This window comes from Streptomyces sp. a15 (assembly GCF_059026085.1).
The window spans coordinates 66,259-89,187 of sequence record NZ_JBWLKM010000027.1 but is presented as its reverse complement, the minus strand read 5'-3'; the positions used below and the strand labels follow the sequence as shown (position 1 = coordinate 89,187).

The 22,929-nt window shown below is 71.0% G+C and carries 24 protein-coding genes; 11 read left to right on the top strand and 13 right to left on the bottom strand.

What is annotated here, in order from left to right; translation table 11 throughout:
* Positions 1-48: 48 nt before the first annotated feature.
* Both AC5P09_RS26240 and AC5P09_RS26235 read right to left on the bottom strand, forming a co-directional pair.
* Positions 49-606 carry a flavin reductase family protein gene (locus tag AC5P09_RS26240; protein WP_493876227.1) on the bottom strand — a complete coding sequence of 186 codons (558 nt, stop codon included), beginning with the start codon at positions 604-606 and terminating at the stop codon, positions 49-51.
* On the bottom strand, positions 603-1,601 hold the full coding sequence (locus AC5P09_RS26235) for a beta-ketoacyl-ACP synthase 3 (RefSeq protein ID WP_493876226.1): 999 nt from the start codon (positions 1,599-1,601) through the stop codon (positions 603-605). Before AC5P09_RS26235 ends, AC5P09_RS26240 begins: the two co-directional genes overlap by 4 nt.
* Before the next feature lie 658 nt (positions 1,602-2,259).
* Between AC5P09_RS26235 and AC5P09_RS26230 the strand changes: the two genes are divergently transcribed.
* Positions 2,260-2,883, top strand: coding sequence for a response regulator (locus AC5P09_RS26230; protein WP_493876225.1), 624 nt, complete (start codon positions 2,260-2,262; stop codon positions 2,881-2,883).
* A 15-nt stretch (positions 2,884-2,898) separates the two neighbouring features.
* Here AC5P09_RS26230 and AC5P09_RS26225 read toward each other — a convergent pair whose 3' ends face one another.
* Entirely contained in the window at positions 2,899-4,128 is a 1,230-nt protein-coding gene (locus AC5P09_RS26225; protein WP_493876224.1) for a sensor histidine kinase, read from the bottom strand.
* Between the two features lie 151 nt (positions 4,129-4,279).
* The gene (locus tag AC5P09_RS26220; protein ID WP_373464453.1) at positions 4,280-4,711 is read right to left on the bottom strand and encodes a MarR family winged helix-turn-helix transcriptional regulator; all 432 of its coding nucleotides are present in this window, start codon (positions 4,709-4,711) and stop codon (positions 4,280-4,282) included.
* 160 nt (positions 4,712-4,871) lie between these two features.
* Here AC5P09_RS26220 and AC5P09_RS26215 point away from each other — a divergent pair, with 160 nt between their 5' ends.
* From AC5P09_RS26215 to AC5P09_RS26205, 3 genes are all read left to right on the top strand, one after another.
* Complete coding sequence (locus AC5P09_RS26215; RefSeq protein ID WP_493876223.1) at positions 4,872-6,413, top strand: MFS transporter; 1,542 nt, start codon at positions 4,872-4,874, stop codon at positions 6,411-6,413.
* Between the two features lie 166 nt (positions 6,414-6,579).
* Positions 6,580-7,146, top strand: coding sequence for a hypothetical protein (locus AC5P09_RS26210; RefSeq protein WP_493876222.1), 567 nt, complete (start codon positions 6,580-6,582; stop codon positions 7,144-7,146).
* Between the two features lie 347 nt (positions 7,147-7,493).
* Entirely contained in the window at positions 7,494-8,309 is an 816-nt protein-coding gene (locus AC5P09_RS26205) for an AfsR/SARP family transcriptional regulator (protein ID WP_266451357.1), read from the top strand.
* Positions 8,310-8,395: 86 nt separating this feature from the next.
* Here the strand turns inward: AC5P09_RS26205 and AC5P09_RS26200 are convergent, their stop codons facing one another.
* Positions 8,396-9,454, bottom strand: coding sequence for a DUF6081 family protein (locus AC5P09_RS26200; RefSeq protein ID WP_493876221.1), 1,059 nt, complete (start codon positions 9,452-9,454; stop codon positions 8,396-8,398).
* Positions 9,455-9,642: 188 nt separating this feature from the next.
* Here AC5P09_RS26200 and AC5P09_RS26195 point away from each other — a divergent pair, with 188 nt between their 5' ends.
* The 5 genes from AC5P09_RS26195 (at position 9,643) to AC5P09_RS26175 (ending at position 13,328) form a co-directional block, all read left to right on the top strand.
* Positions 9,643-10,563: a pseudouridine-5'-phosphate glycosidase gene (locus tag AC5P09_RS26195; protein ID WP_493876220.1), complete on the top strand. Its 921-nt coding sequence runs from the start codon at positions 9,643-9,645 to the stop codon at positions 10,561-10,563.
* Entirely contained in the window at positions 10,560-11,243 is a 684-nt protein-coding gene (locus AC5P09_RS26190) for an HAD family hydrolase (protein ID WP_493876219.1), read from the top strand. Before AC5P09_RS26195 ends, AC5P09_RS26190 begins: the two co-directional genes overlap by 4 nt.
* A 71-nt stretch (positions 11,244-11,314) precedes the next feature.
* A complete protein-coding gene (locus AC5P09_RS26185; protein ID WP_493876218.1) occupies positions 11,315-12,394 on the top strand; it encodes a DUF6081 family protein in 1,080 nt (359 codons plus the stop codon).
* Complete coding sequence (locus tag AC5P09_RS26180) at positions 12,391-12,870, top strand: lipocalin-like domain-containing protein (RefSeq protein WP_493876217.1); 480 nt, start codon at positions 12,391-12,393, stop codon at positions 12,868-12,870. Before AC5P09_RS26185 ends, AC5P09_RS26180 begins: the two co-directional genes overlap by 4 nt.
* Entirely contained in the window at positions 12,870-13,328 is a 459-nt protein-coding gene (locus tag AC5P09_RS26175; RefSeq protein ID WP_493876216.1) for a PPOX class F420-dependent oxidoreductase, read from the top strand. The genes AC5P09_RS26180 and AC5P09_RS26175 overlap by 1 nt, the downstream gene beginning before the upstream one ends.
* A 115-nt stretch (positions 13,329-13,443) precedes the next feature.
* Here the strand turns inward: AC5P09_RS26175 and AC5P09_RS26170 are convergent, their stop codons facing one another.
* Positions 13,444-14,511, bottom strand: a complete 1,068-nt coding sequence (locus AC5P09_RS26170; protein WP_307679066.1) for an aldo/keto reductase — start codon at positions 14,509-14,511, stop codon at positions 13,444-13,446.
* Between the two features lie 5 nt (positions 14,512-14,516).
* The gene (locus AC5P09_RS26165) at positions 14,517-14,984 is read right to left on the bottom strand and encodes a nitroreductase family deazaflavin-dependent oxidoreductase (RefSeq protein WP_493876215.1); all 468 of its coding nucleotides are present in this window, start codon (positions 14,982-14,984) and stop codon (positions 14,517-14,519) included.
* 133 nt (positions 14,985-15,117) lie between these two features.
* Between AC5P09_RS26165 and AC5P09_RS26160 the strand changes: the two genes are divergently transcribed.
* Together AC5P09_RS26160 and AC5P09_RS26155 are read left to right on the top strand one after the other, a co-directional pair.
* Positions 15,118-15,789: a TetR/AcrR family transcriptional regulator gene (locus AC5P09_RS26160; RefSeq protein ID WP_493876214.1), complete on the top strand. Its 672-nt coding sequence runs from the start codon at positions 15,118-15,120 to the stop codon at positions 15,787-15,789.
* Between the two features lie 77 nt (positions 15,790-15,866).
* Positions 15,867-17,003 carry an acyl-CoA dehydrogenase family protein gene (locus AC5P09_RS26155; RefSeq protein WP_493876213.1) on the top strand — a complete coding sequence of 379 codons (1,137 nt, stop codon included), beginning with the start codon at positions 15,867-15,869 and terminating at the stop codon, positions 17,001-17,003.
* A gap of 85 nt (positions 17,004-17,088) precedes the next feature.
* Here the strand turns inward: AC5P09_RS26155 and AC5P09_RS26150 are convergent, their stop codons facing one another.
* The 6 genes from AC5P09_RS26150 to AC5P09_RS26125 all read right to left on the bottom strand — a co-directional run bounded on the left by AC5P09_RS26150 (position 17,089) and on the right by AC5P09_RS26125 (position 22,770).
* Positions 17,089-18,042: an MBL fold metallo-hydrolase gene (locus AC5P09_RS26150; protein WP_493876212.1), complete on the bottom strand. Its 954-nt coding sequence runs from the start codon at positions 18,040-18,042 to the stop codon at positions 17,089-17,091.
* Positions 18,039-19,034, bottom strand: a complete 996-nt coding sequence (locus AC5P09_RS26145; RefSeq protein ID WP_493876211.1) for an aromatase/cyclase — start codon at positions 19,032-19,034, stop codon at positions 18,039-18,041. The genes AC5P09_RS26150 and AC5P09_RS26145 overlap by 4 nt, the downstream gene beginning before the upstream one ends.
* A gap of 59 nt (positions 19,035-19,093) precedes the next feature.
* A complete protein-coding gene (locus tag AC5P09_RS26140; RefSeq protein ID WP_493876210.1) occupies positions 19,094-19,885 on the bottom strand; it encodes an SDR family NAD(P)-dependent oxidoreductase in 792 nt (263 codons plus the stop codon).
* Positions 19,886-19,902: 17 nt separating this feature from the next.
* Positions 19,903-20,157, bottom strand: a complete 255-nt coding sequence (locus AC5P09_RS26135; RefSeq protein ID WP_493876209.1) for an acyl carrier protein — start codon at positions 20,155-20,157, stop codon at positions 19,903-19,905.
* A gap of 64 nt (positions 20,158-20,221) precedes the next feature.
* Positions 20,222-21,508, bottom strand: coding sequence for a ketosynthase chain-length factor (locus AC5P09_RS26130; protein ID WP_493876208.1), 1,287 nt, complete (start codon positions 21,506-21,508; stop codon positions 20,222-20,224).
* Positions 21,505-22,770: a beta-ketoacyl-[acyl-carrier-protein] synthase family protein gene (locus AC5P09_RS26125; protein ID WP_493876207.1), complete on the bottom strand. Its 1,266-nt coding sequence runs from the start codon at positions 22,768-22,770 to the stop codon at positions 21,505-21,507. Before AC5P09_RS26125 ends, AC5P09_RS26130 begins: the two co-directional genes overlap by 4 nt.
* Between the last annotated feature and the right edge of the window lie 159 nt (positions 22,771-22,929).

Genomic DNA, 22,929 nt, shown 5'->3' with positions numbered 1-22,929 from the left:
GCCTTCGCACGCCCTCTTGTACACCGGGGGCCGCTACGAGACCCGCGGTCAGGGACGTGGCAGGCGGGCGTGGTCGGGGCGGCGCAGCTGCCGGAAGGCCCGGTCGTGGTAGACCAGCGGCTCGCCCCGGCCTGACTCGCCCCGGCCGGAGAGGACATGCCGTACGGCGCCCACCAGGATGATGTGATCGCCGGCGGGGTGACGGGCGTGCACGGCGCAGTCCAGGACCGCGAGCGCGCCCGCCACGGCCGGGAGCAGGCGCGGGGTGGTCACGGTGTCCTCGGCGCGGAACTTGTCCGCGCCGGTGGTGGCGAAACGGGTGGCGAGGACGCTCTGCTCCTGGTTCAGCAGGCTGACCGCGAAACCCCCGCAGTCCATGAACGCCGCATAGGAGCTGGAGGTCTCGGCGAGGCAGACCAGGACCAGTGCCGGGTCCATGGAGACGGAGCAGAACGAGGTGGCGGTGAAGCCGTGCGGACGGCCCTCGGCGTCATCGGTGGTGACGACGACGACTCCGCCGGCGAGCTGGGCCATGGCGGCCCGGAACCCCTCACGGACCTGGGAGGGACCGACGTCGGCGACGGCCCGCCGATCGGTGCGGTTCACGGCAGAACCACCACCTGGGCGGCGAGGTTGAGGCCGGCTCCGAAACCCACCAGGAGCGCGGTGTCCCCGGCGGACGCCTGCTGGGAGGCGAGCAGCGCCTCCAGGGCGAGCGGTATGGACGCGGCCGAGGTGTTCCCGGAGCGGACCACGTCGCGGGCGACGGCGGTGGCAGCGGTGAGCCCGAGCCGCTCGGACATCAGCTCGATCATGCGGAGATTGGCCTGGTGGGGAACGAAGGCACCGAGCCCGGTCGGCGTCACCCCGGCCTCGCCGAGCGCACGGGCGGCGGCGGGGGCCACCTCGTCCATGGCCCAGCGGAAGACCCGGCGGCCGTCCATGCGCATCCAGGGCCGTTCGGGGGCGGCGTCGCCGGCCGAGGCCCAGGGGGCGGTCATCCTCAGCGCGTCGCCGTGGGCGCCGTACGCGCGCCGTACGACCGGGCCGATCCCGGGCGTGTCGCAGTCGCCGACGACGACCGCGCCCGCGCCGTCCGCGAAGAGGAAGGAGATCGTGCGGTCGGTGGGTTCCACGAGGTCCGTCATGCGTTCGGCACCGATGACCAGCACCCGGCGGGCACTGCCCGCACGGACCGCGTCGGAGGCCATGGCCAGCGCGTGGCAGAAGCCGGCGCAGGCGGCGGACAGATCGACGCCCGCGGCGGAGCCCGCGCCCATCTCGTGCGCCACCCGCACCGCCAGCGGAGGGGTCTGCACCAGGTTGGACATGCTGGCCACCAGCACGAGGTCGACCTCGGCGGGCGTGGTCCCGGCCTGTGCCAGGGCCTTCTCGGCCGCCGCGGTGGCCATCATCGGCAGCGTTTCGTCGTGGTCCGCGAAACGGCGTTCGACGATGCCGCTGCGGGTTTCGATCCACTCCTCGGTGGAGTCGATGAGCCGGCAGATCTCGGCATTGCCGACCACCCGGCGCGGCCGGTAGCCGCCGATCCCGAGAAGCGCGCTGTGGCGGGCCTCGGCTGTCATGACGGTCCGTGTCATCACCGTCTCCTCCGTATCGGCTGCGGCATCCGTGAACGGATACGTCCATCGCGCCCAGCGTCGAGGGGGGCGGTGGAGAAGCCCTTGAGCTCAGCTCAGGGCATGGGTGGCGGCCGTGATCCGCACACCGGGCGCACGACCTCTGCACAAGTGCCCGCGTTATAACCCGGTTCGCCGTGACTCGCCCATGTCGAAGGTGGAGAGATATCCACCGATCGCAAGAAAGTTCGGACTACGATGACGGCGGCTCGATGACTGACCTGCCTTCCGGCTCGCCCGGAAAGGCGAAGAGTATCCGGAATTGGTGGCGTTGAAGCTCGTTCGGCCCCGGGGGGATCGCCGTGCACACCGAACCGGACACTCTCCTCATCGCGCTGTCCGTCGAACCGGACGACGGCATCATGCCCTCGCGCAGGCCCTGTTCGGGACCTGGTCATCCCATGCAGATGACCGACGACGGGGAGCCGGCGCGCCCGGCACCGGCCCGACTCCCGCCGCGGCTGGACGACGAGCTGCTCCGGCCGCACCCCGCCCCGACTCCGGTCGGTCCGGTCCGCCGCGACGCCTCGCGCCGGCGGGCGAAACGCTCCGGCCCGGCCGGAGGGGCCGGCTACGGGCCGCCTCAAGCCGCCGGCCGGCGAGCAGAAGCAGATCAACCATGTGGGGGGAACGGCTCGTGATACGGCTGATCATCGCCGAGGATGTGCCCATGCTTCGCGGGGCGCTGGTGGCGCTCTTACAACTGGAGCAGGACCTCAGCGTCGTGGCGGAGGTGGGCAATGGGAACGACATTCTGCCCGCCGCGCTGGAATTCCGGCCCGACATCGCCGTGATCGACATCGATCTGCCCGGCACCGACGGACTGACGGCCGCCGCGAAGCTCCGTTCCTGTCTCCCCTCCTGCCGGGTGCTCATCATCACGAGCCTCGGCAATCCGGCGGCCCTGCGGCGAGCACTCGCCGCCCAGGTGGACGGATACATCCTCAAGGACGCGCTGCCGAGCGAGCTCACCCAGGCGATACGCAAGGTGGCGGCCGGGCAGCGGGTCATCGATCCGCAACTCGCCCTGATGGCCTGGGAGGGCCCGGCGCAGCAGCTGACCCCGCGTGAGGTGTCCGTACTGCGCCTGGCCGCCGCGGGCGAGGACGTTCGCGTCATCGCGAAGGAACTGCACCTGAGCGTCGGTACGGTGCGCAACTACCTCACGACGATCGTCCACAAGCTCGGTGCCCGCAACCGGGTCGACGCGGTCCGGATCGCCCGGGACAACGGGGTCATCTGACCACCACCCTGCCCGTCAGCTCGCATGGTGCGGAGTGGGCCGTCGCTCAGCAGTGGGCCACGGTCCGGCGAGCCGGGTCGGCACAACGACGCGCAGGTGGAACCAGCCCCACTCGGTGGTGCTGATCAGCCCGCCGCCGACGGCACCCAGTCGGTAGGCGAGATTGCCGAGGCCACCGCTGCGGCGGTCGGCCTCGATGGGTGACACCTCGGCCTCGACGCCGTCGTTGGAGATCGCCATCCACAACCGTCCGTCGGTCTCGCCGAACTCGATACGGCAGCGCCTCGCCGCGCTGTGGCGCAGCAGATTGGTGACGGCCTCCCGCAGCACGATGGCCAGGATCGTGCCGGTTCTCGGGTCGAGCTCACCGGGCTCGCCCTCGATCGCGGTCTCCACACCCGCCGCGTTCAGCACTCCGGTCACCGAACGCAGTTCCGCCACGACGGACATCTCCCGGTAGCCGTGGGCGACGGCCCGGACGTCGGCCAGGGCCTGCCGGGCGATGTTCAGGGTCTCGACCAGCTCCTTCCGGGCGTGATCGTCGTCGACTCCCACCTTCCGCAGCGTCAGTTCGCTCTTCAACGTGATGGCGGAGAGGCTGTAGCCGAGCAGGTCGTGCAGATCGCGGGCGAAGCGAAGGCGCTCTCCGGAGACGGCGGCCCAGGCCGCCCGATGGCGCAGCCTGTACTGCTCCACGACGATGTCGCTCAGCCGGGTCAGCCCATGAACCATCAGTCCGATGACCACGGTGGCGAGCGTCAGATAGAGCGACTCGACGAGGGTGAACCGGGCGACGGCGAGCCCGAACACGGCACAGGCGTTGAGGACGAACAGGATCCAGGCGAGCACCGATCCCCGGAGCACGACCAGTACGGAGCCCGAGAGGAATCCGCCGAAGCCGCCCCACAGCACGCCGCACATGGGGAGCGGGGCATAGGCCAGTGCGGCCTGGAGGGCCAGCGTCCAGGGGCCGATCCTGGCCCTGAGGTGAGCGGTATAGGGATTGCAGTGGAACAGCTGCAGTCCGAAAAACGCGATCAGTATCAGTACGGCGCTCACGAGACCCGGGGATTCGTGGTGCCACTTCAGCAGATTCAGTACGGCCATCAGCGCGTAGCCCAGCTGGACCGCGGCGGTGAGAAACAGGGCCAGGCGCGGCCCCGTTCTGTCCAGTTCCACGCCGATTCCCGGTTCACGGTCATCGAGGTCGGCGTCGTCGTGGAGTCGGTTCTCTGCGTAGACCACGTAGCTTTTCCCCCTGCGCATACATGGACCGACCCCCGCAGTCGTTCACGGGGGCGTGCGAACAATCGTCGCGTCACAGGAATGGCCGACCCTCCCAAGGGTGGGCCGTTCCCGCGAGAGGCGCGCCACGGCGCGCGCCTGCGGACGTCGATCAGTCTGCGGTGGTGGCGACCGTCTGTCGCTCCTGCGCGCCCATGAGCTCCCGCTCGTATGCACGCAGGGTGTCGATGAAGGTCCGTCGTTCGGCCGGGCTCAGCGGTTCGAGTGCGACCCGCCAGGCGCGGACCCCGTTCTCCAGCCAGGAGCGCACCGCGTCCCGATAGGGCTCGGCGATGCTGACGATCTTGCGGCGCCGGTCGGCTTCGTCCTCCTTGCGTTCCACCACGCCGTACCGGTTCAGCTCCCCCACGAGCAGGCTGACGGTGGCCGGGACCAGCTCCAGCCGGGTGGCCAGCTCGTTGACGGCGAGCGGCCCGTCGAAGAACAGATAGGCCAGCAGGGACAGGTGGCGCGGAGCGAGGTTGTACTCCTCCAACTGCCGGGGCACCGGTGTGCGCTTGGTTCGTGCGACGACACGCGGCATGAGGAGCAGGAGCGTACGGACTCCGTCGTCGACGCTCAGCTCTGTCCCCTCATGACCATCGCTTGACATGACACAGCCCCCGCAATAGCTTTGCTTTGAAAGCAAAATAGATTTGTCTTGCTTCCCGTGCTGGTCCCGAGCCTACCGGAAGGGCCGTCCCATGACGGTGGAACAACAAGCTGATACGACGCCCACGGCGGAGTACAGCCCCAAGCGCTGGGCGACGCTGGCCGTCACCCTGTTCGCGGTGTTCATGGACATGGTGGACAACACCGTCCTCAACGTGGCCCTGCCCGCCGTCCAGGAGGACCTGGACGCCTCGTCCGCCCAGCTGGAATGGTCGGTGGCGGGGTACACGCTGGCCTTCGCCGCCGCCATGATCACCGGGTCCCGCCTCGGCGACCAGCTCGGACGCCGGCGGATCTACCTCATCGGCCTCGGCTGCTTCGTCGCCACCTCGGCACTGGCGGGCGCGGCGGTCAATCCCGAGATGCTCATCATCTCCCGCGTCTTCCAGGGCGTCGCAGCCGCGCTGATGGTGCCGCAGGTCCTGGCGATGCTTCAGGTGGACTTCCCGAAGTCCGAGCGCCCGAAGGCGATGTCCCTCTACGGCATGTCGCTGGCCGTGGGTGGCATCGGCGGCCCACTGCTGGGCGGCGTCCTGCTGGAGGCCGACCTCTTCGACCTGGGATGGCGGCCGGTCTTCTTCATCAACATCCCCGTCGGACTGGCCGCGCTGATCGCCGCCGCCGTCCTCACCCGCGAGTCGCGCGTGGAGACCCGGGAGAGCTTCGACATCCGCGGCACCCTGATCGCGACGGTCGGCCTGATCAGTCTGCTCTTCCCGCTCGTGCAGGGGCGGGAACTGGACTGGCCCTGGTGGACCTTCGCCCTGATGATCGCCTGCCCGGTGATCCTCTGGCTGTTCGTCCGCTACGAACACCGGGTGATCGCCCGCGGCGAGTCACCGATCATCAACCCGGCACTGCTGCACCACCGCAGCTCACTCGGCGGTCTGCTGGTCGCCATCCTGTTCTTCTGCGGAATGGCCTATCAGCTCGTCCTCACCGTCCACCTCCAGACGGGCGAGGGGTACTCCCCGCTGCGCACCGCGGTCGCGCTGGTCACGTTCACCGTGGGCGTGGGCATCGGCTCGTCCGTGGCCCCGCAACTGATGCCGCTCGGCCGCCGGGTGGTGCTCCTGGGCTGCGCGGTCATGGCCGTGGGCATGGGGGTCATCACCTGGACCGTCGACCACTACTCCGGCTCGCTGGAGTGGTGGCACCTGGCACCCGGCATGATCGTCTCCGGTATCGGCCTCGCCATGGTCGCGGGGACGCTGCTCACCATCGTGCTGGCCCAGATGCCCAAGTCCGCCTCGGGCGCCGCGTCCTCGCTGATCAACACGTCCATCCAGGTCGGAGTGGCCACCGGCGTCGCGATCGTGGGCACCGTCTACTTCACGTTCCTGGAGGACCGGCACTCGCCCACCGACTCGGCGGTCGTCGGCCTGCTGACCGTCGTCGGACTCTACGTACTGGCCGGACTGCTCGCCTTCGTGCTGCCGCCGGGACGCGTCGACGTGAGCGACGCCGATGACACCGATGACACCGATGACGAGACCGACCACGACCACGCGGCGGCGACCGCCGGCCCGGCCCTGCCCCCGGAGGCCGAGCCGAAGGCGCGCGTCGCGCCCTGAGAGGGACACCCGCCCTCGCCAGGGGTGCCCCGTCGCGAGCGATCGCGGCGGGGCACCGGCATGTCCGCCCCGGGCGCCCTCGACCGATCCTCGATCATCACGGACCACAGTGTGCGGCACGGGACCTTCACAGGTCCTTCAGGATCTCCACGAAAGGGACGTGCCCATGCTCTCCACGCTCTCCGCCTCTTCGAGACGGCTCACCCGAGGCACGCTGGCGACCCTCGCCGGCGTGCTCGTGCTCCCGCTGCTCGGCTCGGCCCCAGCCGGCGCCCAGCAGGCCGCGAGCGGGACGGCTCCGGCGGTCTCCATGGCGGAACTCGACTTCCTGCTCGGCGAATACACCTGCGCGTACACCGACCTCACCCTTGAGGAGCCCACCACGGTCACCCTTCACTGGGACACCGAGAAGACACTCGAGGGCAAGTTCTACGAGATGCACCTCAGCAGCCCCGACTTCGAGGGACGCTGGGTCTTCGGCGAGAACACGGTCGACAACCAGTACACCTCCTTCTACTGGGACACCTGGGGCAACACCGGCACCGCGACCTCCCCCGGCTGGAAGCGCGGCATGCTGCGCTTCCAGGGGCCGTACATCACGCCCGGCGGGCACGCGGACAGCAAGGACGAGTTCCGGGTGATCAACGGCGACCGGTACACCGACGACGCCTACATCCGGTTCGAGGGACAGCCGTGGAAGCAGATCAGCCATGTGGACTGCCGCCGGTCCTGAACCGAAGGCGGCGCCCCGCCGTCCCAGAGCCGCTCAGAGCGCCGCACACAACCCCGCGCCCGACCTCGGGCCGGGGCTTTTACATCCCGGCCTACAGGACGACAAATTTACGTTACATACGGTTGTTCACGCCGACGAAACTGTGCCAGAATTCACATTCCCCGGTCCGGCGGCCGGCAGGGCAGCGCCACGCGATATTGGCTTGATTTCGCCCTCCCCAGAGTCCGCGCGCCCATCACCCCTGCCCGGGTATGAGGAATTCATAGGTACAGCCATGCTGGATTCACTATGGCGATCCGAAATCCTCTGCGAGGCTCCCGACTGGAATTCCAAACAGGGGGCTGGGTATGGATATCGAAGTATTAGGACCGCTCGACATCCGTCTGGACGGCACATCGATCGTGCCGAGCGCGGGCAAACCTCGACAGATACTGGCACTCCTCGCCCTGCGAGCCGGACGGATCGTGCCCGTCCCGGTTCTCATGGAGGAGATCTGGGGTGACCGAATACCCCGCAGTGCGCAGACCACCTTGCAGACCTACATCCTTCAACTCCGCCGCAGGATCAGCGCCGCCCGGCCGGACGTCCGACGCCCGACGGCGAAGGACGTACTGTCCACCCGGTTCGGCGGATACCAGTTGTCCGAACCGGTGCACAGCAGCGATGTCGGCACCTTCCAGCGACTCACGGCGGAGGGCAGTGCCGCACTGGAAAGAGGCGAGGCCGGCCGGGCCGCCGAGGTGCTCGGCCGGGCCCTTGCCCTGTGGCACGGCTCGGCCCTCATCGACGTGCCGACGGGGCATGTCCTGAACACCGAGATCCTCGGCATCGAGGAGGGCAGGGCGCGGGCGCTCGAACTGCGGATCGAGGCCGACCTGCGACTCGGCAGGCACGCCGAACTCATCGGCGAGCTACGGATGCTGGTCGCCCAGCATCCGCTGCACGAGAGCTTTCACGCGCAACTGATGATCGCCCTGTGCCGTTCCGGGCACACCTGGCGGGCCCTTGAGGTCTACCAGCAGCTGCGCTCCACACTCGTCGGCGAACTGGGTGTCGAACCGTCCGCCAAAATACAGCGGCTGCACCAGCAGGTCCTGGGCGGAAACATGGGCCGGCCGCGCAGCACCCACGTGGAGCGCGACCTCTCCCTCGAACTGCGCTAGCGCACACAGCACGCAGCACACAGCAGCGGGGCCGTCCTCGTCCTGGACGGCCCCGCTCCGTCGTGCCCGGTGTGCCCCTGGCCCGGTCAGGGCCTGCGGACCACCTTGGTCCAGTCGATCTTCATCTCGGAGCCCTGACCGAAGAGCCGGTTCTCGATCCGGCTCTCGTCGTCGAGGAACCGCTGTTCCACCGGCTCACCGCGCCGCGGATCGAAGTAGAAGCCGTCCTTGTTCTTGAGCCGCACCAGCGCCCCGCCGTCGGCGGCACCCGGCTTGGCGCCGTCCAGCAGACTGCCCAGCCCCATGCCGCAGGTGATCTGGTTCAGCGTCACCCGCTCCTCGACGCCGCCGTGGTCGAGCGTCATGTACTTGCGGTCGAAGGCGCGCGTGCCGATCTTGTCGGTCTGGAGCTTCTGCCGGCCGTCCACGAACCAGGTCACCCGCTTGCCGCCCTGGTCTATGCGGACCTCCAGTTCGTGCATCGCCCCCCGGTCGGTCCTGGCGATCGGGATCGCGTAACCGTACGAGGCGTAGTCCTCGGTGTCGCTCGGCAGGCGCTCGTAGATGGCGTAGACGGTGTCGTTGGTCACCGAGAAGTCGGCGATCGCCCGCGACTCGAAGTCGGCGGTGATCAGCGCGATCGAGGCGAGCCGGATGTCGGACGCCGGGTCCTTGACGGTGGCACCGAACGGGTTCTCGGTACCGAAGGTCCGGGCCGCCACCTTGTGCATACAGCTGATGGAGCCGGTGTCCGGCACCTCGAAGCCCGGCACGTTCTCGGCGGTGAACCGGTTCGGGAAGGCGATCCACTTGATGTGGTCGTCGGAGTCCGCACCGCCCTCCGGTCCGGTACTGCGGGCGTAGGCCGGATCCCCCGTCTTCGGGTTGACGCCGGTGGGCACCACGTTGAGCACGCCGCCCGGCGTGGTGACGACGGCGTCCCCGGTCGGCCACTGAGCATCGCCCTGGAGCAGCCAGTTGCCGTCCTCGCCGGTTCTGAACCCGGTGTCGTACCCGTCCTGGAACAGGACCGTGCCGCCGCCGGACCGTGCCTGCGGTTCCGTCTGCGCGGACTGCGCGGTGGCCGGCAGAAGCGCCACCACGGCCGCTGCGGCCACCACTGCGTACGCGGCCTTGTGCCTCATCGTTCCCCTTGCCACAACTACCCCCTGTTTCGACGGTTTCCGGTTCCCCGACCGTGCCGGAGGGCACCGGAGTTTCTCTCGAGGACCACTGCGGCACGAGCTTCGACAGCTGCTCGACCGGGGCTCCAGCGGGGGCGGGGATGGTGACCGCGAGTCAGTTCCCGCACCTCAGGAAGGACACCCCGGACATGGAACGACAGCCCGATCCGCTGCTAGAGGTCAGCGAGGAGATCGCCACCGCGCTCGCGGAACGACGTCCGGTGGTGGCGCTGGAGTCCTCGCTCATCACCACCGATCCCTCGTCCGAGACCGCCTCGCTGATCGAGAAGGCGGTGCGGGGCGCCGGGGCGGTACCCGCCACCATCGCGATCGCCGGCGGGAAACTCGTCGTCGGTCTGACGGACTCCCTCATCGAACGCTTCGCCACCACCAAGGGCATTCCGAAGATCAGCGCGCGGGACATCGGCGGCGCGCTGGCGGGCGGCGGCCTCGGGGCGACGACGGTGGCCGGCACCATCGTGATCGCCGAGCGGGCCGGCATCGAGGTGTTCACCACGGCGGGCATCGGCGGCGTGCACCGCCGGGGCCAGGACACCCTCGACATCTCCCCCGACCTGCTCCAGTTCCGCCGGACCAGGATGACCGTGGTCTGCGGCGGCGCGAAGAGCATCCTGGACCATCGGCTGACCGCCGAGTACCTGGAGACGGCCGGCATCCCCGTGTTCGGTTACCGCACGGACAAGCTCCCGGCCTTCGTGGTGCGCGAGGCCGATGTGCCCGTGACCCGCATGGACGATCTGCACCTCGCCGCGCGCGCCGCCGAGGCGCACTGGCAGGTCAACGGAGCCGGCACGGTGCTGCTCACCAGTCCCATCGACGAGCAGGACGCCGTGGACGAGGCGATCGTCGAGGCGGCCATCACCGAGGCCCTCGCGCAGTGCGACGAGGACGGCATCGTGGGCAACGCGGTCAGCCCGTATCTGATGAAGGCGCTCGCCCGGGCCTCCGGCGGCATGCTGCCCAAGGCCGGTCGCTCGCTGCTGCTCAGCACCGCCCGGGTCGCGGGAGAGTTCTCCGCCGCCCTGAGCGCCGTGCAGGCCGAGCGGTGACCGGCGCCCCCACCGAGGCGGTCCGTGGCGTGATCCTCGACCTCGACGGCACGCTCGCCGACACCCCCGCGGCCATCGCCACCATCACCGCCGAGGTCCTGGCGACGATGGGCACGGCGGTGTCCCGGGAGGCGATCCTCGCCACGGTCGGGCGGCCGCTGCCGGCTTCTCTCGCCGGGCTGATGGGCCTTCATGTGGAGGACCCCCGGGTCACCGAGGCGACCGAGGAGTACGGGCGGCGGTTCGGGGCCCACGTCCGCGCGGCCGGTCCCGAGCTGCTCTTTCCCGGGGTCCTCGAAGGGCTCGACCGGCTGTCCGCGGCCGGGTTCCGGCTGGCCATGGCGACCTCGAAGGTCGAGAAGGCCGCGCGCGCCATCGCGGAACTCACGGGTCTGGACGACCGGCTGACGGTCATCGCGGGCGACGACAGCGTGGAGCGCGGCAAGCCGCATCCGGACATGGCCCTGTATGTCGCCCGGGAGCTCGGGCTCCCTCCCGGGCAGTGCCTGGTGATCGGTGACGGGGTGCCCGACGCCGAGATGGGGCGGGCCGCCGGAATGACGGTGATCGGCGTCTCGTACGGCGTGTCCGGGCCGGACGAACTGAAGCAGGCGGGGGCGGACGCCGTCGTGGACTCCTTCCCGGCGGCGGTCACCGCCGTACTGGAGGGACACCGGTGAACACGCCACGCACACCCCGCACCGCGCGCCCTCGCGCAGCGCTGGACACCCCGAGGAAAGGAGCGGCTCCGATGCCGCGCAGAACGTTCGTCTCCCGGCACGGCCTGCTGCTCGCCGTCGCCGCACTCGGCACCGTCATGACGACGGCGGGGACCTCCACCGCCAAACCGGGCAGCCGGGGCTACCGGCTGGTCTGGGACGACTTCGCCGACGGTTTCCGCACCGAGGGCGAGGACGCCCGCTGGTTCCACGTGGCCGGCGGTCCCTACCGGGCCGACGACGGCATCGTCACCACCCGCCGGGGCGAGCTGTCCGTGCGGGCGCGTGGCAGCCACCCCGTGACCGGCGAGCCGGCGTTCACGCAGACCATCCCCGCCGAGAACCCGGTCGGCATGCCGGGCTCCGGGGACCACGCCAAGTTCATCGCGTACACCAGTCACACCGCGACGAGCGGCCACCCCGGTTTCGACGCCCACGACGGCTACGAACTCCTCTTCGAGACGCGGCTCTCCGGCCGGACGTACGGCACCGCGGGCCACCCCTTCGGGGACGCGGTGCAGGATCCGGACGACGATCTGCGGCTGGCCTCCGCGATGATGCTGACCACCGACCCGGAGACGTCCGTCTCCTTCGACTTCGTGGTCACCAACAAGCGGATCTACGCCTGGTACGGGCGCCCCACCTTCCTCCGCGGCCAGTTGGGCGACTACGCCTCGTTCGCGCACACCGTGCCGCTGGCCACCCGGCAGCCGGGCGACAGCCACGACTTCGGCATCGCCTACGACCGCGCCGCCGGGGTGGTGCGCTGGATCGTCGACGGCCGGGAGCAGTTCCGGGTGGACCGCATCGGCCACCGTCTCGACCGGTCCACCGCGACCCTGGACGAGGGCGGCGAGGAGACGCTGGTCAGGCCGAGGCAGCTCAATGCCGGGCTGGGGCTGCTGACCCTGCTGGACGCGTCCTGGCCCACGGACAAGGGCCTCGTACGGCTGTCCGCGCGCAAGCACACCACGTACTACCGGCCCTCGGTCGGCGCGCCGCAGGAGCAGACCTTCGCCGACGAGGACAGCACCGACGCCGGGCGGCTCTTCGGACAGGGCGCGGCCGTCCGGCTCGGTTCCTACCGCGTCACCAGCAGGCGCTCGCGGTGACCCCGGAAGAGGTCGTCGGAGTGTGGCGGCTGGCCTCGTACACGGAGGTGGACGAGGACGGGACCACGGCGCCGGGGCCGCTGGGCGAGGCACCGGCCGGGCTGCTGATCTACACCGCGGACGGCCATGTCGTGGTGAGCATGATGAAGACCGGTGACACCCCGGCCCTGGAGACCTACATGGGCTACTCCGGGCACTGGCGGCTGGCCGGGGACCGGATGACGCACCGGGTCCTGGTGAGCGCCCACCCGCGGATGGCGGGGACCGAACAGCTACGCCGCGTCGCGCTCGACGGCGACACGCTGACGCTGCGCGGCACGGCCGTGACACCGGTGGGAGGCCGCGCGCCGGAACGCCTGCTCACCTGGCGGCGCGCGAAGCCCGACGACCCCGACGACACGGCCTCAGGCAGCACGGCGTCCGATCACACAGCCTCCGACGACACGGCGGCACAGCAGGAGAAGGAGACGGACTGATGCCCAGTTACGTGGACGCGCCCGACGGCTGGTGGCGGGAGTTCATCATGGCCGATCCGCCCAGGACCGCGAAGGCCTCGGTGGTCCGCAAGGACGGCAGCCCTCATGTCGTTCCGGTCGGAGTGATCATGGACGGCGACGACATCATCTACACATGCCAGAAGGACAGCGTGAAGGGCCGCTCCCTGCAACGGGACGGCAGGATCGCGATGTTGTGGGACGACGAGCGTCCGCCGTTCTCGTTCGTGCTGGTGCGCGGGCGGGCGACGCTCAGCGAGGACATCGACGAACTGCGCGCCTGGACCGCCCGGATCGGTGGCCGGTACCACGGCAAGCGGCGCGAGGAGGAGTTCTCCGAGCGGTTCACCATTCCGGGCGGCGTGGTGGTCCGGGTGAAGGTGGAGCAGATCGTCGCCAAGGTGAATCTGTCGGAGACCGTGAACGTGAAGGAGTCCTAGCTCCCTCGGAGGCCGACGCGGTGACGCCGCAGTGCGGCGGAGAGGGCCCGTTGCCCCCTCCGCCGCACTGGCGTGTGATCCCGCGTGACTCCGCGTGTTCCCTTCGGGTCCCTGCTTATCGGGCGGCCCCGTACTGGTCGTCGGCCGGCACCCGTCGTACGGTCGTCCGCCGGTCCTCGACCTGCTGCCAGCCGTCGCTGTAGATGGCGTCCCGCATCGCCGGGAAGCGCAGGAAGTCGTGCGGGAAGCCCGGCTCCACCCGGCTGACCCGGTCCAGGCCCGCCAGCCACTCGTCCTCCAGCAGCGCTTCGGTGGCCCCCAGGTTGTCGGCGAGCTGCTCGGGCTTCGTGGCGCCGAGGATCGGCACCACGTTCCCGGGCCGGGACAGCAGCCAGGCCAGCGCCACCTGGGCGGGGCTGCGGCCGGCGGCCTCGGCGACGCGGACGGTCTCCTCGACGACGTCGTCGCCGGGACCGGTACCGCCCTGCCCCCAGGCCACGTGGTCCAGCCGCCCCTCCTCGGACCGCAGGTACTTGCCGGTGAGCCGTCCGTCGGCCAGCGGGCCCCAGGCGAACACCGGCAGGTCGAAGGCGTGGGCCATCGGGAGGAGTTCACGCTCGACGGTGCGCTCCAGCAGGTTGTACCTGATCTGGAGTCCCGCGAAGGGCGACCAGTCGCGCAGCTCGGCCAGGGTGTTGGCCTGGGCCACCTCCCACGCGGGCCAGTCGGACACACCGACGTAGAGCACCTTGCCCGCACGTACCTGGTCGTCCAGCGCGCGCATCACCTCGGGCACCGGGGTGAGGGTGTCTCGGGCGTGCACCCACAGCATGTCCACGTGGTCCGTGCCGAGCCGACGCAGGCTCGCCTCCAGGGAACGCACCAGGTTCTTGCGGTGGTTGCCCGCGGAGTTGAGGTCGCCGGGCAGCATCTGCATCGTGTACTTGGTGCTGAGGACGAACTCGTCGCGGCGCCCGGCGAGCAGCTTGCCGAGCGTCGTCTCCGCCGAGCCGTCGCCGTACTCGTTGGCGGTGTCGAGGTAGTTGCCGCCGGCCTCGGCGTACTGGTCGAAGAGCTGTGCGCGCGTCGCCTCGGGGAGTTTCCAGTCGTCGCCGAAGGTCATGGTGCCCAGCGCCAGCCGGGAGATCCGGACGCCGGTCCTGCCGAGGAGCGTGTAGCGCACGGCGATCAGTCCTTCCGGCTCAGCAGGACCAGGGGGATCTTCCGTTCGGTCTGGGCCTGGTAGTCGGCGAAGGCCTGTACCTCGGCGGAGGCCTCGGCGAAGAGGCGGTCGCGCTCCTCGCTCCCGGGCGGCACCTCCGTCGCGAGGGCCGAGTAGGTCTCCTGGCCGGTCTCGACGGTCACCCGGGGGTTCACCTTGATGTTGTGGTACCAGGCGGGGTGGGTGTCCGCGCCGCCGTTGCTGCCGAAGATCAGCAGGCTGCCGTCGGGCTGGGCGAAGTAGAGCGTGGGCACCGTGCGCGCCACACCGGACTTCGCTCCCTTGGTGGTGAGCAGGATGAGCGAGCCGCCCTCGAAGGGGCCGCCGACCTTGCCGCCGTTCTCCCGGAACTGCTGCATGACCGGGAGGTTGTAGCTGCCCGGGTCATCCTCGGCGGGCGTGGTGGGCGCGGGGTCGAACTGGTCCAGAGCCACGGGGACTTCCTCTCGGCGAGACAAACGGAAACTTCTCCATATCGGTGCGCGTCGAGACTAAGCGGAGAGACTTCCGTCTCGCAAGCAACGTCCTCGCACGCCGCTGGAGCAGCGGCGAACTATGCTCACGGCCATGTCCGCAGCCCCCGCCGAACGCGCCGACGCGGCGCGCAACCGACAGAAGATCCTGGCCGCGGCCGCCCGTCTGGTGGCCGCCGGGGCGGCGGAGCGACTCTCCCTCGACGAGGTGGCCCGGGCGGCCGACGTGGGCGTGGGCACGGTCTATCGCCGCTTCGGCGACCGCGCCGGACTGGTCTTCGCGCTGCTGGACGAACAGCATCAGCTGTTCCGGACCCGGGTGCTGGAGGGCCCGCCCCCCTTGGGGCCGGGAGCCGACGCCGGGGACCGGCTGCGGGCCTTCCTGCACGCGCTCGTCGACCTCTCGGTCGGGCAGCGCGAACTGCTGCTGCTCGCCGAGTCCAGCTCGCCGCCCGCGCGCTTCGTCAGCGACTCCTACGCCTTTCAGCACGCGCATGCCACCCGCCTGATCGCCGAACTGCGCCCGGACGCCGACGCGGCCTTTCTGGCCGACGCACTGCTGGCCCCCTTCGCGCCCAGCCTGATCGACCACCAGTGCCGGGCCAGGGGCTTCTCCCCGGAGCGGATCAAGACCGGCTTCGACCAGTTGCTGCACGGCACGCTGCAGCCGGGAGCGGCGGTGGCCCCTGTCGAGCGGGCCTCCAGGCGCCTTCCAGCGGACGACGGGAGCGTGGCGGACGACGGGTGCGCGAACGCACGCCGCTGACGGCATGGCCGCCTGGAGCGCGACGTCCATGCCCACGGCTGCTTCCCCGCACGAGGCGGTCCATGGGAGGCGCAAGGATGCTGGACACCGAGGAACTGGCCCAACAAGCCGCCGAATCCGCGCGACGGGCCGAGGAAGCCCGCGGGCTCGAACCGGACGTGGTCAAACTGCTGGTCGAGGTCGGCTTCGCCCGGCACTTCGTACCCCGGGAATGCGGCGGCGCCGAGGGCACCTTCGCGGAGCTCACCGAGGCGGTGGCACGGGTCGGCGCGGCCTGTCCCGCCACCGCCTGGTGCGCCTCGCTGGCCGCCAACCTGGCCCGGATGGCGGCCTATCTGCCCGCCGACGGCTACCGGGAGGTGTGGGCGCAGGGCCCCGACGCCCTGGTCGCCGGGTCCCTCTCCCCCTTCGGGAAGGCCACCCCCGCGGCCGGCGGCTGGACGCTGTCCGGGCGCTGGCCCTACATCAGCGCTGTGGCGTACGCGGACTGGTTGCTGCTGTGCGGCACGCTGCCCGACGGAGCCGGGCCCCGGGTCTTCGCGGTACCCCGGGACGCGGTGGAGGTCGTGGAGAGCTGGGAGAGCGTCGGCATGCGGGCCACCGGCAGCCACACGGTGGTCGCGTCCGACGTGTTCGTTCCCGAGCGGCGCGGCTTCGCCCGCGCCGACCTGCTGACGGGCCGCCCCACGGCGTCCGCGGCACCCTGCCACACCGTGCCGCTGGAAGCGGCCAACGGCCTCTCCTTCGCCGGGCCGCTGCTCGGCGCCGCCGAGGGCGCACTCGCCCAGTGGTCGGCCTACGCGGTGGTCAAGGCACGCACCGCGCTCGCGCGGCCCCAGGCGCCCGGCCCCAGCCGTGAGGCGCTCGCGGGCGTGCTGGCCCACTCGGCCGGGGAGACGGACGCCGCGCGGCTGCTGCTCGAACGGTGCGCGCTCGTCGCCGACCTGGGTGCCGAGGTGACGCCCGAGCAGACCCGGCGCAATCTGCGCGACACCGCCCTGTCGGTGCGGATGCTGGCCTCCGCGGTCAACCGGCTCGCGGCGAGCGGCGGGACCACGGGTTACGGGGAGAGCGCCCCGTTGCAGCGCTACTGGCGGGATGTCAACACCTCGGCCACCCACGTGGCGCTCCAGTTCGAATCGGCGGCGCTGGCCTACGCCGAGGGCCGGCTGTGGACCACGGAGACCGGCAGTTCGGCAGTGGCGGCGCGGTAGCGACCACGCAACGCGGAAGAGCCGGCCGGGCCCTTAAGGGCTCGGCCGGCTCTTGCGTCGGAGGGGCTCTCGGACGAAGCGGCTCTCAGGCGTGCGAGAGGGGAAGTACACCGCCGTTGTACGCGACCATCTCGCCGAACACCGACACCACGTCGAGGACGCTGCCGAGCGCTTCGCCGGCCAGTTCCGCGTAGGCGCGGTGCAGGTTGGCCACGAGCCGCTCCGGGTCGCGCAGGCCGCCGAAGGGACCGGGCCCCGTCTCGCGGGCGAGTTGGAGCGGCGTCAGCCCCGCCGCCCTGCCCTCGGTGGCCCGCTCGGTCAGCCAGCGGAAGTACTCCTCGGTCCGGGTCAGCGACTCGGGGCCGCTGACGGGTCCGTGGCCGCCGACGACGGTCCGTGGCTCCAGCTTCCGTATGAGCTCCAGGGTGGCGAGGGACCCGGCGACGGAGCCCATCAGCACGAACGGCGTACAGCCGGGGAGCACGACGTCGCCGGCGAACAGCACGCGTTCCTCGGGCAGCCACACCAGCGTGTCGTTGGTGGTGTGCGCGGGGCCCGGATGGATCAGCTCGATCCGGCGCTCGCCCTGATGCAGGGTCAGCGACTGACGGTACGTCAGATCGGGGAGCATCAGCTGGATGCCGCCCCACTCGACGTCGGGCCACAGTCCGGTCAGTCCGAGTCCGGCGGCCTCCATCTCGGTACGGGTGTCCTCGTGGGCGACGACGACGGTGCCCGGGCCCGCCAGTGCGGCGTTGCCGAAGGTGTGGTCGCCGTGGAAGTGGGTGTTGACGATGAGCCGGGGAGACTCGGGCGTGAGCCCGCCGAGGGCGGTCCGCATGGCACTCGCCCGAGCCTGGGTGGCGGCCGTGTCCACCAGCACGGGCCCGCCGCCCCGCCCCGGTTCCAGCAGGATGCCCGCGTTGCTGACGCACCAGCCGCCGTCGGGCTGTATGTACGCGAACACGCCGTCGGCCAGCTCTTCCAGCCGTGCCGGGGCAAAAGGCCGGGTTGCCCCGGTCACGGTGTGACCGCTCACTCGGCGGCCCCCTGCTCGAGATGGCTGCGGGCCGCCCGAAGGGTGCCCCGGCTGTTGGCGCCGATGATGTCCCGCGCCTTGCGGAGCGCCTCGGCCAGGGTGGTGCCCGGTCCGAACACGCTCTCCACCGCGGTGGGGTCGAGGGCCACCGTGTGCCAGGCGGTGACCCGGGTGCCCTCCGGCCGGCTGCTGAAGAGCCACTCGCCGGAGTGCGCCAACAGTCCGCGCGGCGGGGTGGTCTGCTTGTAGACGATCCGCTCGTCCGTGAAGCACAGCCGTACCGACTGGGTCAGGTGCGTACTGCCGTCCGCGGCGGAGGTCTCCATGTCCATGGTCTGCACCTCCGCACCCGCGGTGGCGGCGTCCGCCGGGGTGGTCTCCACGTCGAGCCCGGCGACATGCGGCAGCCGCTTCGGCCACAGGTCGGCGCGGTACAGGAAGTCGTAGACCTCCGGGACCGGTGCGGCCACGAGCTCGTGGTCGCTGAAGCTGAGGATCAGCTCGTCCGGCCCCTCGGGGCGCTCCGCCCAGGTGCGGAGGGCGCCGATCTCCGCGGTGCTGTTGGAGTCCAGCGCGGCGGCGATGCGGTCGGCCGCGTGCGGATCGCCGGCGGTGGTCCAGCGGTGCCCGAGTTCCAGCCGGCCGGGGCTGCCGGGCGAGGGGTCCTCGAACCGCCAGTGACCGGTCATCTCCGTGAGCGGCGCGGCCGGGTTCTCCTGTGCGAAGTCGATGCGGTTGCCCGCCGGGTCGAGCACCCGCCGCGAGGTCCAGCTGCGCACCTCGTTGCCGACCACCGCCCACAGCCGGATGCGTTGGACGTCCCCGGTGCGGTCCAGCTGCTGGGACCAGATGCAGGGCGCGAAGAGCAGCGGCCAGCGGCCGACGTCCTCGATGAGCCCGTAGGCGCGGCGGGCCGACGCGGCCAGCTCGGTCACGTGCTCGGCGGACCGGGTGGGGCCCTCCGCGGTCCTTACGTGCGTCTGTGTGTCCACGCGGTGGTTCTCCTCCATGTCGGTGATGGCCGAGGCGTCTCGGTGATGGCCGGGGCGAATCAGTAGTTTCCGAGGCCGCCGCAGACATTGATGGCCTGCGCGGTGACGGCCGCCGCCGCGTCCGAGACCAGATACGCCACCATCGCGGCGACCTCGTCGGGGTCGGTGTAGCGGCCGAGGGGGATCTTGGCGTTGAACCGCTCAAGGACCTCGGCCTCGGTGGTGTTCCAGATGTGGGCGTAGTGCTCGCGCACATTGCCCGCCATGGGCGTCTCCACATAGCCGGGGCAGACCGCGTTGACGGTGATGCCGCTCTTGGCCAGCTCGAGGCCCAGGGCCTTGGTGAACCCGACCACGCCGTGCTTGGAGGCCGAGTAGGGCGCCCCGAACACGACGCCCTGCTTGCCGCCCGTGGAGGCGATGCTGACGATCCTGGCGCGCCCCAGCTCACGCATCCGGCCGGTGGTCAGCACCTGCTTGGTGACCAGGAAGACGCTGTTGAGGTTGGTGTTGATGACGTCGAACCAGAGTTCGTCGGAGACCTCGGCGGTGACACCGCCGCCGCTGCGCCCGGCGTTGTTCACCAGGACCTCCACCGGACCGAAGCGGTCGACGGCGGACTGGACGAACTGCCGCACGCTGTCGGCCGAGGTCACGTCGCACGCGGTTCCGTCGGCCGTCACCCCGCTCTCCCGGAGCTCCTTGACGGTCTGGGCGAGGGCCTCCCCGTCCCGGGCGCAGAGATAGACGGGATGCCCGAGCGCGCCCAGAGAAGCCGCGACGGATCGTCCGATGCCCCGGGTCGCTCCGGTGACGACGGCGGTGCCCCGGGGGGCCTGTATCTGCTCCATGGTGTCGGCCCGCTCTCTCAGGCGGCCTGGGCCGCGGCGTGGTTGACCCGGTCGAGGAACTCCCGGGGCGTCTCGATCTCGGTGACGTCCTCGTCGGTGAGCGTGGCCCCGAACCGCTGCTTCATCAGGGCCGCCGTCTCCAGCAGCGCCAGCGAGTCGTAGCCGAGGTCGGTGAAGGGGACGTCCAGGTTCTGGGCGGTGAGCGCGACGTCCTCGTCGGCGCCGGCGCACTCGGTGAGCACACGGACCAGGTCGTTGAGGGTGATGGTCATGAGGTGAACTCCTCGCGTAGGAAAACGGGTTGTAGCCGGGGCGGGGTGGGGCGGGGATCGGACATCAGGCGGCCCGGGCCGAGCGGACCACCACGGCGGCGTTGAAGCCGCCGTGCCCCCGCGCCAGCACCAGGGCGGTGCGCAGCGGTGCGTCGCGGGGTGCGCCGCGCACCAGGTCGAGACGGTGCTCGGGCACCGGCCGGTCGATTCCCGCGGTGGGCGGTATGACGCCGTCGCGCAGGGCGAGCAGGGCCGCGGCCACGTCGAGCGGCGCCCCACCGCCGTAGAGCCGGCCGGTGAGGGTCTTCGGGGCGGTGACCGGCACGCCGTAGGGGCCGAACAGGGAGCGCAGTGCCGCGGCCTCTTCGTCGTCGGCCGCGGGCAGTCCCGCGGCGTCGGCGAAGACCACGTCCACGGCCTCGACGCCCAGCCCGCTGTCGGCGAGGGCGAGCCGTGCGGCGCGTTCGAGACCGGGAGGGCGTCCCGAACCCGGCCGGGGGGAGAAGGTGGCGGCGTACCCGGCGATCTCGCCGTACACCCGGGCGCCGCGCGCGCGGGCCGCCGTCTCCTCTTCGAGGACGAGCATCGCGCCGCCTTCGCCGGGTACCTGGCCCGCCGCGCGGGTGTCGAAGGGCAGGTAGGCGGTGGCGGGGTCGTCGGAGCGGGAGAGCCGGCCGCTCGCGAGGTGGGAGACCAGGCCCCAGGGGTCGAGGGAGGAGTCCATGCCGCCGGTCAGGGACAGCTTGACGCCGTGGCGCAGGGTACGGCGGGACTGGCCGATGGCATCGAGGCCGCCCGCCTGTTCGGAGACGAGGACACCACTGGGTCCGCGCAGTTTGTGGCGGATGGACAGCTGGCCGGTGTTGACCGCGTAGAACCAGGCGAACGACTCGTAGACGCTGACCTGTTGCGGGCCCTGGGTCCACAGTTTGCGGATCTCCCGGTGGGTGAACTCGAATCCGCCGGTGGCGTTGGAGGTGACCACACCGCAGCCGTACTCGCCGTATCCGTCCCGTCCGGCCAGTTCGGCGGGGTCCGCGTCGGCGTCGGCCAGCGCCTCGGCCCCCGCGACGAGGGCCAGCCGGGTCACCCGGTCGGTCTGCGGCAGCAGTCGGCCCGGGATGTGCTCGGCCGCGTCGAACCCCGCGATCCGCCCGACCAGGCGGGCCGGGTAGCGCGAGGCGTCGTAGTCGACGACCGGTCCGATACCGCTCGCGCCGCTCAGCGTGGCCTGCCACCACTGCTCGGTGCCCAGGCCGTTGGGGGCGGCGACGCCGATGCCGGTGATGACGGCGGTCGGCCGTTCTGTGCGCTCAGCGGTCTCCTGGGCCGCGGACGTGGCCAGTGTCATCGCGCGGTCTCCTCTCGGGTGAGGACCATGGCGGACTGGAAGCCGCCGAAACCGCTGCCCACGCTGAGGACGGCGTCCACGCCGTGCTCCCGGGCCTCGTTCGGCACGTAGTCCAGGTCGCATTCGGGGTCGGCTTCGTGGAGGTTGGCGGTGGGCGGGACGACGCCGTTCTCCATGGCCAGCGCGCAGGCGGCGATCTCGATGGAGCCGATGGCGCCCAGCGAGTGCCCGACCATGGACTTGATGGAGCTGATCGGCACCTCGTAGGCGTGCTGCCCGAGGGTCTCCTTGAAGGCTGCCGTCTCGTGCCGGTCGTTCTGCTTGGTGCCCGAGCCGTGCGCGTTGACGTAGTCGACGACCGAGGGGTCGAGCCGCGCCTGGTCCAGTGAGTGCCGGATGGCCTCGGCCATCTCGTGGCCGTCCGGCCGCAGGCCCGTCATGTGGTACGCGTTGCAGCGGGTGGCGTAGCCGCCGATCACCCCGTAGACATGGGCGCCCCGGGCCCGTGCGTGCTCCAGCTCCTCCAGGACGAACATGGCGGCGCCCTCGGCGAGTACGAAGCCGTTGCGGGTGCGGTCGAAGGGCCGGGAGGCGTGCTCGGGGTCGTCGTTGCGGGGGGTGGTGGCCTTGATCGCGTCGAAGCAGGCGACGGCGATCGGGGAGATCGGGGTGTCGGCCGCCCCGGCGATCATGACGTCGACGGTGCCCTCGGCGATGAGGTCCCGCGCGTAGCCCACGGAGTCCAGCCCGGAGGTGCAGCCGGTGGAGACAACCGTGGCGGGGCCTTCGGCGCCCACGGTCCAGGCCACCTCGGCCGCCAGGGAACTGGGCACGAAGGCGTCGAAGAGGTGCGGCGACACGTAGTCGCTGTCCACCTCCCACAGCCGGCCGCTGTCGCTGAGGACGAGGTATTCGCGTTCGAGTCCGGTGGTGCCGCCGACCGCGCTGCCGACGCTCACCCCGGTGCGGTGCGGATCGAGTTCGACGAACTCGAGGCCGCTGTCCGCCATGCACTCCCGGGCGCTGGCCACGGCGAACTGTGCGGCCCGGTCCAGGCGCCTGATCTCCCGCGGGCTGAGCCCGCTCCGCCGGGGATCGAAGTCGACTTCGGCGGCGACCTGGGAGCGGAAACGGGAGGGGTCGAAGAAGGAGATGGTGCGGGTGGCGGTACGGCCCGAGACCAGGAGGTCCCAGAAGGCCTTCTTGCCCACCCCGCCCGGCGCGACGACGCCTATCCCGGTGATTGCGACACTTCGGTTCACTGTCCTGCCCCTCGTTCGGCTGCCTCCGACTGTCGGCGCAGCTCCTCGACCACCGCTCGAATTCGGCTGGCGGCCCCATGGCGCCGGTCCAGCGGCGGTCCACTCCAGGTCGAGACGGGACGGACAGGCTCGGCCCGCCCGCCGGAGGTGCCGGCGGCC